Origin of the sequence: Streptomyces sp. NBC_00075 (assembly GCF_045041225.1) — a bacterium.
Lineage (GTDB): Bacteria > Actinomycetota > Actinomycetes > Streptomycetales > Streptomycetaceae > Streptomyces > Streptomyces adonidis.
In genome coordinates this window covers 7034223-7045785 of sequence record NZ_CP108243.1, presented here as the reverse complement: position 1 = coordinate 7045785, position 11563 = coordinate 7034223, and the positions used below count along the sequence as shown (strand labels likewise).

8 protein-coding genes and 2 tRNA genes are annotated in these 11563 nt (G+C 69.3%); 5 read left to right on the top strand and 5 right to left on the bottom strand.

Annotation, left to right across the window (positions count from 1 at the left end; genetic code table 11):
• Positions 1-112: 112 nt before the first annotated feature.
• Positions 113-871, top strand: coding sequence for an IclR family transcriptional regulator (locus OG787_RS30865; RefSeq protein ID WP_405537252.1), 759 nt, complete (start codon positions 113-115; stop codon positions 869-871).
• Positions 872-967: 96 nt separating this feature from the next.
• Positions 968-1041 (top strand) — tRNA-Lys (locus tag OG787_RS30860).
• Positions 1042-1179: 138 nt separating this feature from the next.
• Here OG787_RS30860 and OG787_RS30855 read toward each other — a convergent pair.
• The 5 genes from OG787_RS30855 to OG787_RS30835 form a co-directional block, all read right to left on the bottom strand.
• On the bottom strand, positions 1180-2829 hold the full coding sequence (locus OG787_RS30855; RefSeq protein ID WP_405537251.1) for an AMP-binding protein: 1650 nt from the start codon (positions 2827-2829) through the stop codon (positions 1180-1182).
• A 40-nt stretch (positions 2830-2869) separates the two neighbouring features.
• On the bottom strand, positions 2870-3406 hold the full coding sequence (locus OG787_RS30850; protein WP_405537250.1) for a DUF3592 domain-containing protein: 537 nt from the start codon (positions 3404-3406) through the stop codon (positions 2870-2872).
• Positions 3407-3510: 104 nt separating this feature from the next.
• Positions 3511-4116 carry a lytic polysaccharide monooxygenase gene (locus OG787_RS30845; protein ID WP_369037588.1) on the bottom strand — a complete coding sequence of 202 codons (606 nt, stop codon included), beginning with the start codon at positions 4114-4116 and terminating at the stop codon, positions 3511-3513.
• A gap of 98 nt (positions 4117-4214) precedes the next feature.
• The gene (locus OG787_RS30840; protein ID WP_369037587.1) at positions 4215-5351 is read right to left on the bottom strand and encodes an SPFH domain-containing protein; all 1137 of its coding nucleotides are present in this window, start codon (positions 5349-5351) and stop codon (positions 4215-4217) included.
• Between the two features lie 95 nt (positions 5352-5446).
• A complete protein-coding gene (locus OG787_RS30835; protein ID WP_369037586.1) occupies positions 5447-6883 on the bottom strand; it encodes a peptidoglycan-binding protein in 1437 nt (478 codons plus the stop codon).
• A gap of 173 nt (positions 6884-7056) precedes the next feature.
• On the opposite strand from OG787_RS30835, the gene OG787_RS30830 reads away from it, so the two are divergent.
• The 3 genes from OG787_RS30830 to OG787_RS30820 all read left to right on the top strand — a co-directional run bounded on the left by OG787_RS30830 (position 7057) and on the right by OG787_RS30820 (position 11547).
• A tRNA-Lys gene (locus tag OG787_RS30830) sits at positions 7057-7130 on the top strand.
• Between the two features lie 458 nt (positions 7131-7588).
• Positions 7589-9613 (top strand): glycosyltransferase family 2 protein, encoded by a 2025-nt coding sequence (locus OG787_RS30825; protein WP_369037585.1) that lies wholly within the window; start codon positions 7589-7591, stop codon positions 9611-9613.
• The gene (locus OG787_RS30820; protein WP_369037584.1) at positions 9610-11547 is read left to right on the top strand and encodes a galactose oxidase-like domain-containing protein; all 1938 of its coding nucleotides are present in this window, start codon (positions 9610-9612) and stop codon (positions 11545-11547) included. Before OG787_RS30825 ends, OG787_RS30820 begins: the two co-directional genes overlap by 4 nt.
• Positions 11548-11563: the final 16 nt, after the last annotated feature.

The following is an 11563-nucleotide window of genomic DNA, read 5'->3' as shown; positions in this document are numbered from 1 at the left end:
GGCCCGAGCGAACAATCTCGTCAACGCCCCCTCCACGTAAGCCCCTTGACGGCTATCGTGGAGGGGATTGGCTGTCCGGATCACGGCCCAGAAGCAAGCCAGGGGGAACACCGTGGCTCTCAAGCACGAGCCGACCGCGCCGTACCACTCGGCCCAGGACGCCCTGCGCGTCCTGGACACGGTGGCGCGGCACTCCGCCGGTGTCACCGACGCCGAAATCGCCCGTCAGACCCGCCTCGGCACGGACCGGCTCACCCCACTCCTGCGCATGCTGCGCCGCGAGGGGTACGTCGAACAGGCCGCCGACGGTTCGTATGTCTCCGGCACCTCCCTCAGCCGCCTCGGTGCCACGCACGGCCACGACCAGGCTCTGCGCACCCAGCTCCAGCACACCCTGGACCGGCTGCGCGACTCGGTGGGCGCGGCGATCTACATGAGCCGGTACGTCGACGGCGAGATCCATGTCACCCAGTGCGCGGAGAGCGCGGCGACGCCCGCGGTCAACGAGTGGGTCGACTTCCGCACGGCCGCGCACGCCAGCGCGATCGGCAAGAGCCTGCTGGGCCAGCTCGACCACAACAGCCGGCTCGACCATCTCGCCCGCCACAAACTGGCCCGCCTCACCTCGCGCACGATCACCAACGAGCGGGTCCTGCTCTCCCGCCTGGCGAACCAGCCGCCCACGGTGCCGGTCCTGGACCTCCAGGAGTACGCGGTGGGCACGGTCTGCGCGGCGGTCCCGATCACGGCCGGCTCGACGGTCGGCTGCCTCGCCCTCTCCCTCCCGGTCCGCCACGCCCACCGCCTACGCCAGGCGGCGGACCGGCTGAACCGGGGTGCGGCGCCGGTGCTCCTGTCGCTGGCCATCTAGCCCCTGATCGCGGCCGGCCGCCCGGTCCGCAGCACTCTCCCGGACCAGGTATTATTTTTCCTGTCGCCAGCCGCGAGAGCGGTCGGCGAGGGTCATGCGCCGCTAGCTCAGTTGGTTAGAGCAGCTGACTCTTAATCAGCGGGTCCGGGGTTCGAGTCCCTGGCGGCGCACAGTGACGGTGGCGGGTAGGTTCGCAAAAAGCGCGAACCTACCCGCCACCGTCGTTTCTGCGCAGCTTCGCCGCGCGTTGTGGGGGCTTCGCCACCCACACCCCCCTTGCTCCAGCGGGCCCTCGTTGGCCCAGCGCCCTACCGGCTGAGCAGCTCCTCCCGCCCCCGCTCCCGGTACCTCTCCACCAGCCCCGTCACGTCGTCGCCCGTCAGTCTGCGGTACGTCGGCTCATCCGAGGGGCGCCACCACACCGGGTCCGGGCAGCGGAACCCCTCGCGTCTGAGGCCCGCCCGGTGGATCTTGTTGGTCGCGGTGACCGGCATTCGCCGCACGACCCGGACGAACCGGGGCGCCATCTTCGTCCCCAGGTCGGGCTGCGCGGCCAGGAAGGCGGTGAAGTCGGCGGGGTCGAAGGTGCCGGCCAGGGTCGCCATGACCTGGTCGCCGGCCACCGGGTCCGGCACCGCGTACACGGCGACGGCCACCGCGCCCTCGTATCGGGCGAGGATGTTCTCGATCGTCGCGGCGGCCAGGTTCTCGCTGTCTACGCGGAGCCGGTCGTCGGCGCGGCCCGCGAAGTAGAGGAAGCCGTCCGGGTCGCGGTAGAAGAGGTCGCCCGTCCAGTACCAGCCGTCCCTGCGGCGGGCCGCCTCGGCCTCCGGGTTGCGCCAGTAGCCCTCGAAGGGGTTCGGGCCCCGGTTCACCAACTCCCCTATCGCAGCGGTGCCGTTGAGCAGTCGTCCCGAGGCGTCCAGGACGGCCGGCGGGCACTCGGCGCGCGTCTCCGGGTCGACCACCGCGAGGTCGTCGGACGGTGCCGCGCGGCCCACGGCGCCGGGCGGGGTTCCGGGCGTCCACCGCACCGCCGCCCCGCCCTCCGAGGAGCCGTACCCCTCCACCAGCCGCACCCCGAACCGCCGCTCGAAGGCCGCCGCGTCCACCGCCCCGGCCTCCGTGCCGAAGCCCAGCCGGAGAGGGTTGTCCCGGTCGTCGGGCCGGGCGGGCGTCGCCAGCAGGTACTGGACGGCCCGGCCCACGTACGTGAAGTAGGTCGCCCGGTAGCGGCGTACGTCCGTCAGGAAACCGGAGGCCGAGAAGCGGCGGCGCACCGCGACCCCGGCGCCCGCCGCCAGGGCCGGGGCCCAGTCCGCGATGACCGCGTTGCCGTGGAACATCGGCATGCAGACGTAGTGGACGTCGTCCGGGCCCACCCCGAAGGTCCGGGCCAGTGTCTGACCCGCGGCGGCCAGCCTGCCCTGCGTGCAGATCGCAGCCTTGGGCGCGCCCGTCGAGCCCGAGGTGAAGTAGAGGAGGAGGCGGTCGGTGGGGGTGGCGGGGGAAGGGTCCGGTTCGGCCTCGGCGTAGGGGGCCAGGAGGTTCTCGTACTCCTCCGTGTCGGTCAAAAGGAGGCGTACGCCTGGGAGTTCGAGGTTCGTGAGGAGCGGGAGGTGGGTGCTCGCGGTGATCAGGAGCGGGCACTCGGTGTGCAGGATGTCTCGGGCCAACTCGGGGCCCCGGCGGGTGGGGTTGATGCCTGCGACGGCGGCACCGGCGAGGGCCGCCGCGCTCAACCAGAGGGGATATTCAGGGGTGTTGTCCAGCAACACGCCCACGTGCGGTTCGGCGGCCGGTGGGAGGAGGTCCGTCAGCAGGGCCGCCCTGGCCGCCGCGCCCGCGGCCACCTCATGGTGTGTCAGTGTCCGGTCCTCGCACCACAGCCCGGGACGGTGGTCGCCCCACCGTGCCGCCACGAGTTCCGCGACTGTGCGCTTCTCCGTGAACTCCATGAGCGCGCACGATAATTGACGTGCCGTCAGATGTGGAGGGTCACGGCATCTCCGCGAACTGGTCGGCCGGGAACGTCTCCCCCGTCTGCTCGTCGACCACGTACCCGCCGTCGTCCGTACCGAAGAAGCCGTCGCCGAACGGCTCGAAGACCTGGCTGTACGTCACCATGAAGCCGACGCAGAACACCACACCCAGGAACCCGAGGACGCCCGCCAGGGCCAGTCCGTGCCGGACCGGGCTCGGGCGGTGTGCCGTGGCGTTGATCTGCTCGCCCTCGCTGTAGAAGACGGTGACGTGGTCGCCCTCGATGACCGTGCCCGGGCCGTGCGGCTCGTCGAAGCGGACGGTGCGGCCGTCGCGGGCGACGAACTCGTAGACGTGGTGCAGTGTCGTGTGCACGGACGTGTCGCCGGAGCCGCCGCTCGTCGTCGTGTACGTGCGCAGACAGCGCGCCTCGGCGGTCAGGCCGCTGTTCCAGGCTCGGCGCATCCGCAGCACCCGGCGGATCACGAACGTCGCCATCAGGACGGCGATCGCGATGATGAACGTCGGCCCCGCGTAGAACATGAAGTCCATGGCCGTACCCCGTTTCTCAGTACTGCTCCCCGTACGCCTCACCTGGTCCTGTGGGCGTACGGGGAACGTACCCGTGGGGGGTCTCGGATTTGCTCAAGGAATGCTCAGAACGTGACGTCCGAGCAGGCGTAGAAGGCGTTGGCCGTGTCGGCGATCGTCCACACCGCGACGATCACATGCCGGCCGCTGAGCCCGGACGGCACTGTGCCCGCGTGCGAGAGGGTGGACGGCGGCCGCTGGCCGTTGTAGGGGACGGTGAGGAACGGGGTGAGGTTGAGGTCCGAACGGGCGAGGGCGTGGTTCTGGTTCCAGCCCGACTTCGTGACGTAGTACTTGAAGTCGGTCGTGGCGTGCATGGCGGTGAACTGCCAGCGGAAGGTGTAGCTCTGACCGCCCGTCACCTTCGTCGCCGGCCAGGTGCCGCCGGACGGGGTCTTCGGCTGGTTGAGCGCGCCGAAGTTGGTGTGGTTGGCCGAGCAGATCTGACCGTCGGCGGGTCCGGCCGCCGGGAAGCCCTTGGGGCCCTCGACGCTCTGCGGCTCCCACTGGATGTCGCCGCAGCCCGTCACGGTGCCGTTCTGACAGAGCTTCTGCCTGCTGATGGGGAGGTCGGTGTAGCCGTGACCGCTGGCGCCCCCGGTGGTGAGGACGAGGGCGCCGGTGGTGGCCAGACCGACCACCGAGGCACACAACTTGGTCTTTTTGCGCATGCTGCCGCTCCTGCTGAACGTGGGGGATGTCCATGTGAGGCGTGCAGGTCTAGACCAAGTCCCAGATTATTACCGACTCTTGAGCATGTCCAGACCAATCACGGCCCCGGCTCGCTCCGCCCCGCGCAGAACGCGACCGTCAGGTCCTTCACCAGCACCTTGCGTTCGTAGTCGTCCAGTTCGACCAGGCCGCGCATGGTCAGCCGGGTCACCGTGTCCTCCACCGAGTCGACGACCGAGGTGAGCGCGGCGGCCCGGTGCTGGGCGTCCAGGGCGGCGATACGGCGGCGGGTCATCGCGGCGGCGACCTCGGGCGCGTACTCGACCCGGACCGGCAGTACGGAGAACACCTCCAGGCCGACCGGCGCCGTGTCCGCCGCGACCACCCGGGTCAGCGCCTCCCCGGCCACCTCCATCGCCCGCCGCCCCGCGCCCGGCATCTCCACCGGCACCCGCACGAGCGCCGCCTCGACGCACTCACGCAGGTAGGTCTCGTGGTCCTCGACGCCGAGCGTGGCCCGCGCGGTGTCCCGCACCCGCCACACCACCAGGACGACGACCCGCAGCGCGACCCCGTTCGCGTCGGCCGCCGGCATCGGCTCGCCGCGCCAGTGCCGCAGCCGTACGTCGACCCGGTTGCGCAGGAGGAGTGGGTTGACCCACAGCAGGCCGGTGCGCCGGACCGTCCCCCGGTAGCGGCCGAACAGGCCGAGCACCCAGGCCCGTCCGGTCCGCCCGCGCGCCAGCCCGCCGAAGCCGAACAGCCCGAGGGCGCCCGCTCCGGCGTACGCCGCCCACTGGGCGGGACCGGGACCGGCGCCCGCGTAGGTCGCCGGGAGCCGCAGCGCCTCCACCGCGAGGGGCGGCAGCGCGCCCGCCCACCAGGAGGTGAGCACGCCCCCGGCCAGCCCGGTGACACCGGCGAGTACGCCCACCGCGCCCGGCAGCACCCGCGCCGGGCGCTCCACCAGGTCGGGGTCGACCGCCGGAACCGCCGGGCGCGGTGTGGCCGGTGCGGGTCTGCGGACGCGGGGCTGCTCGCCCGTACCCTGCCTGCGCCCGACGACGGCCGGCCGCAGCGGCATCGACACCGGGTCGGGTTCGTCGCGGAACAGCAGGTGGACGGGGATCTCGGTGGTGGCCTCGTTCTGGATGAGCCGGGCGGGCCGGGGGCCGCCCGGGCCGTTGTCCAGGGGGCCCTCGGGTTCCGGTGTCTGTTCGGTCGTCGTACTCATTTGTGCCTCCAGCCTCCGCGCCAGATGCGTTCATGCGTGCGTTGCCGTGTCACGGCAGTGGTTACCGGCCAACCGGCATGCGCCGGGTGTGGGCGTTACCAGGAGAAGAGGCGGCGCCAGGTCTCCGGGCCCGGGTAGCCGTCGGCCGCGCCGCCCCGCCAGCCCTGGGCGCGCTGGAAGGCCTGCACCGCGCGCCGGTCCGCCTCGCTCCAGCGGGTGCTCGGCCCGGTCGGGTAGTACCGGCCGAACCCTTTCTTCACCAGCTGTTTTCCGAGCTGGGCGACGTACGGGCTGCTGGAGCCCGGCCGGAACACTCCCCTCCCGGGGAACGCGGGGACCGCCTTGCCCGCGGCGGGCGGGCCGGGCGTGCCCACCGGCCCGGGGACCGGTGCCGGGGCCGGGGTCGCCGGAGCCGCGCCGCCCCCGATGTCCCGGCCCGTTCCACTCACCAGCAGCGCCCAGGTGCGCGGTCCCGGCAGGCCGTCCGCCGCCGAGCCCTTCCAGCCCTGAGCCTGCTGGAACGCCTTGGTCGCCCTGCGGTCCGCGTCCGACCAGCGCGGGCCGGGACCCGAGGTGTAGAAGCGGGCGCCACCGCGCCGGACGAGCATTGTGCCTAGTTGTGTGACGTACGTGTTGCTGGCACCGGGGCCGAAGAACCGCGCGCCCGGGAATTTGCTCGCCTTGTCAGGGGCCGCTCCGGGCGCCGCACCCGTCGTATCCGTCGGGTCGGCCGGCCCGGTCGGGTTCTCCGTGGCACCCGTGCCGCCGGGGTCGCTCCCGTCCCCGGTGGCGCCCGTGTTCGCGGCGAGGCCCTTGTAGCGATAGGCCTGATAGTGGTCCGAGTGGCTCCAGTAGGCGTACGGAGTGGCCTGCCTGCGGGCGTGCGGGCGGGTCTCCTCGTAGGCGATGTAATAGGTGTGCGTGTAGTCCGTCCAGCCGCCGAAAATAACGACGTGCGAACCCTTCTGGGGGTCCGACGGATTGTGGAAGAGGAGAATGTCGCCGGGTTGCAGATCCTCCTTGGGAATGCGCACACCGTACTTGTCGAGGCTGCCGGTCCATTCGTTCCCGGCGAGATTCCAGGCCATCGAGACGAAGCCCGAGCAGTCCTGGCGGTAACCGTCCCGCCAGTACGTGCTCATGCTGTACGGGACCCGCGCGGCGACCCAGGTCCTGGCCCGGTTGATGATCTCCGCGCGGGTGGTCGCCCGGAGCTTGTCCGTGGCCGGTTTGCCGGTCGGGCCGTGCAGCGGGGCCTTGCCGCCCTGCGGGGTCTCGGGCTCGTCACCTGCGGGTACGCCCGGACGGTGGGGGGCGTACGGGGCGGCGGCGGCCGGCAGGGCGTGGCCGGCGCCGAGCACCGTGGAGGCCGCCGCGGCCACGACGAGGGTCCGTCCGACCGCCGTACGGACGGGTCCGGAACCCGTTCCCGAGACCGGTCCGGAATAGGGTCTGACGCCCCGCCAGTGAACGCATCCGGGGCATTCGCAGTCGCTCGCGGGATCGAATTCCTCGAATACCGGAGTCGCCATGCGATTCCCCTCACACTCCAGGCGATGACTTGCGTGCTTCTGCACGTCCGCAGTTTCTCAACTGTCACCCGCTGTCGCATGTTGACGGTCCGAATGATGTACAAGCCCGATGCGCGGGACCACGGCGGTCCTGACCACTCGCCGGTGTCGGGTAGAGTTCTCCACGTCACCGCGCGCCGCTAGCTCAGTTGGTTAGAGCAGCTGACTCTTAATCAGCGGGTCCGGGGTTCGAGTCCCTGGCGGCGCACAGACACACGGCAGGCCCTCCGCTCCGGCGGGGGGCCTGTTCGCGTCCACAACGCTAAAGAGACGATACGTAAACACTCCGGCACCATCCGTGCACATCCGGTCCCAAACACGCCAACCGGACTCATCAGCCGTCACAATGAGCGCGTATGACCGGTAAACACCGTGTTTCGCATCTTGCGATCATGCTGAACGGCGTAGAACCCTGGGCTTCAAGATGCTGCGGATACGCGGCAGTTGGGGGCGGACCGGTTGCACTGACGCGGGGATGGGGCCCCGTTCATGAACAGATGCCGAGGGGGGCATCATGCAACCGGAAGGGCGCTGTTCCATGTCTATAGAGTGTGGGCGATGTGGCGGCAGTGGTCCATTGCTGATGCGTTTGTGAAGGCCGAGGGGGGCCCAGCAGGCGTTAGGAACCGACAAACACGCGGTGACCTGCGTGTGGGGGGATGACTCATGACGTCGACGCCGACGGGCGCCCGGCAGAACTTCGACGCATCACAGACGGCTCAGCTCAGGCTGCCGTCACACCGGACCGGGGGCTTCCGCCGCATCAAGAAGAGCTTGCCGAAGTACGACTACGAGCACTACAGCCGGCTGGCCGGACCCCTTACACAACCTGATCCGAACAAGCCCTACACGGTCAAGTACCGCTCCCTGCTCTCGCAGGAACCGCACCGCATCCGGGCAGCGCTGATGCTGGGCGCCGCACCGCTGCTCTCCGTCGTCCTGCTCGTCTGGCTGCTCCAGCCCGCGCACTGGACGGAACGCGACTACCCGGCCTACGACTTCCTGCCCGCGCTCGACATCGTGATGCTGGTGTCGATCGGCCTGATCGAGCTGTTCCGCTGCCTGAACGTGCTGTCGAACGCGCACGCCACCCTGGTCGCCCGCGACCCGATCCCGGTGGTGCCCGAGACCGGCACGAGAGTCGCCTTCCTCACCTCCTTCGTTCCCGGCAAGGAACCGCTGGAGATGGTGACGAAGACGCTCGAAGCCGCGGTGCGGATCCGGCACCGCGGCCTCATGCATGTCTGGCTCCTCGACGAGGGCGACGACGCCGACGTGAAGGCGGTCTGCGAGCGCCTCGGCGTGCACCACTTCTCCCGCAAGGGCGTCGCGAAGTGGAACCAGCCCAAGGGCCCGCACCGCGCCAAGACGAAGCACGGCAACTACAACGCCTGGCTCGACGCGCACGGCGACGACTACGACTTCTTCGCCTCCGTGGACACCGACCACGTACCGCTGCCCAACTACCTGGAGCGGATGCTCGGCTTCTTCCGCGACCCGAACATCGGCTTCGTCATCGGCCCGCAGGTCTACGGGAACTACGACAACTTCGTCACCAAGGCCGCCGAGTCGCAGCAGTTCCTCTTCCACGCGCTGATCCAGCGGGCCGGCAACCGCTACGGCTCACCGATGTTCGTGGGGACCAGCAACGCCGTACGCATCAAGGCGCTGAAGCAGATCGGCGGGCTGTACGACTCGATCACCGAGGACATGGCGACCGGCTTCGAGATCCACCGCCACAAGAACCCGGCGACGGGGAAGAAGTGGCGCTCGGTCTACACGCCGGACGTGCTCGCGGTCGGTGAGGGTCCCAGTGCCTGGACGGACTTCTTCACCCAGCAGATGCGCTGGTCGCGCGGGACCTACGAGACGATCCTCACGCAGTACTGGAAGGGCTTCTACTCGCTGCCGCCGAGCAAGCTCTTCAACTACACGATGATGATCATCTTCTACCCGATGTCCGCCCTCAACTGGATCCTGGCGGCGCTGAGTTGCGCGCTGTTCCTGGGCCTCGGCGCCTCGGGTGTGAACATCGACCCGACGGTGTGGCTGATGCTCTACGGCAACGCCTCGGCGCTCCAGATCGGCCTGTACATCTGGAACCGCCGGCACAACGTCTCCCCGCACGAGCCCGAGGGCTCCGGCGGTGTGGCGGGCATGGTCATGTCGGCGCTGTCCGCGCCGCTCTACGCGAAGGCCCTGATCGACTCGGCGCTGCGGCGCAAGAGCAAGTTCGTGGTCACGCCCAAGGGCGACTCGGCGAGCCCGGACCGCTGGTTCGGGACGTTCCGCTACCACTGGTACTTCATCCTGATCTTCGGCGGCTCGATCGGGGCCGGTTTCTACTTCGGGCACTCGCACCCCGCGATGATCATCTGGGCGACGTTCGCCACGACGATCACCGCGACGCCGATCTTCGTCTGGCGGCACATGCTGCGCCAGGAGAAGAAGAAGCTCGCCGCCCCGGCCGAGCCGCAGGATGACGCGCCACAGCCGATCGTGCCCGCCCAGCACGCACCACACGCCTCGCAGGCATCGCACGCCCCATACGCCCCCCACTCCTCCCACGCGCCGCAGCACAAGCCCCAGTGGGCCGCATCGGGCGGGAGCGGCGGGGGCAGCGTAGGGAGCGAGGGCAACGACCAGACCATGCAGATCGCCCTTGGTGGACTTGGGGGACGTAAGGAATGACAGACCGTGCAGGCCGCCGCCGCGCCCGTCGTCTCGCGATAGGCACGGCGGTGGTCCTCGCGTTGGCGGGGATGAACGGGCCGTGGGTGTACCGCTTCAGTACCGAGAAATACCACGACTACAAGATCAACAGACCGGAGTACAAGGCCGAGAACGGCAAGTGGGAGGTGGTGAACTTCCCGGAGGAGTACCGGCAGAACACCATCCACGCGGCGCTGCTGCACACCGGCAAGGTGCTGCTCGTCGCGGGCTCCGGCAACAACGCGGACAACTTCGACGCGAAGAAGTTCGACACCCGCCTCTGGGACCCGGTCAAGGGCACGATCAAGAAGATCGACACGCCCAAGGACCTGTTCTGCACCGGCCACACCCAGCTCGCCAACGGCAACCTGCTGATCGCGGGTGGCACGAAGCGGTACGAGAAGCTGAAGGGTGACGTCACCAAGGCCGGTGGCCTGATGGTGGTGCACAACGAGAACCCGGACAAGCCGATCACCCTGCCCGCGGGCACCAAGTTCACCGGCAAGGAGAACGGCAAGACGTTCGTGTCGAAGGACCCGGTCGTCGTCGAGCGGGCGACGAAGGTCTTCGACAAGGCGACGGGCAAGTTCCTGCGCAACGACCCCGGTCTCGGCCGGATCTATGTCGAGGCGCAGAAGAAGGGCACCAAGTACGAGACCGGTACGCAGGACAACTACCGCGTGCAGGGTCTGTCGGGCGCCGACTCCCGCAACACGTACGGCATCGCCGAGAAGCTCGCCCTGGACAAGAAGGACTTCCAGGGCATCCGGGACGCCTTCGAGTTCGACCCGGTCGCCGAGAAGTACATCAAGGTCGACCCGATGAACGAGGCCCGCTGGTATCCGACGCTCACCACCATGTCGGACGGCAAGATCCTCAGCCTCTCCGGGCTGGACGAGATCGGCCAGCTGGTGCCGGGCAAGAACGAGGTGTACGACCCGAAGACCAAGAAGTGGACGTACACGACCCACACCCGGCAGTTCCCGACGTACCCGGCGATCTCGCTGATGCAGAACGGCAAGATGTTCTACTCGGGCGCGAACGCGGGCTACGGCCCCGACAACGTCGGGCGTGACCCCGGGATCTGGGACGTGGCGACCGACAAGTTCACCAAGCTGAAGGGGCTGAGCGACCCCAAGCTGCTGGAGACGGCGGGCACGGTTCTGCTGCCGCCGGCGCAGGACGAGAAGTACATGGTGATCGGCGGGGGCGGGGTCGGCGAGTCGGCGCTGTCCAGCAAGAAGACCCGTGTGATCGACCTGCTGGCGGACAACCCGGTCTTCACGGACGGTCCGTCCCTGGAGAAGGGGACGCGCTACCCGCAGTACTCGATCCTGCCCGACGACACGGTCATGATCTCGGGCGGCTCGGAGGACTACCGGGGCCGCGGGGACTCCAACATCCTCCAGGCCCATATGTACGACGCGAAGACCGGCAAGCTGACGCGGGTCGCCGATCCGCTGGTGGGCCGGAACTACCACTCGGGCTCGATCCTGCTGCCCGACGGGCGGGTCATGTTCTTCGGCTCGGACTCGCTGTACGCGGACAAGGCCAACACCAAGCCGGGCAAGTTCGAGCAGCGCATCGAGATCTACACGCCGCCGTACCTGTACCGCGACGCGCAGCCCTCCCTGACGGGCGGCCCGCAGACGATCGCCCGTGGCGCGTCCGGGACGTTCAAGTCCCAGCACGCGTCCACGATCAAGACGGCCCGTCTGATCCGGCCGAGCGCCTCGACGCACGTGACGGATGTGGACCAGCGGTCGATCGCCCTGGACCTGAAGAAGACGAAGGACAGCATCACGGTGACGGTTCCGAAGAACCGGAATCTGGTGGAGTCGGGGTGGTACATGCTGTTCGTCACGGATGACCAGGGGACGCCTAGCAAGGCTCAGTGGGTCAAGGTGCCTTAGTTCTAGGGTGCGTTGT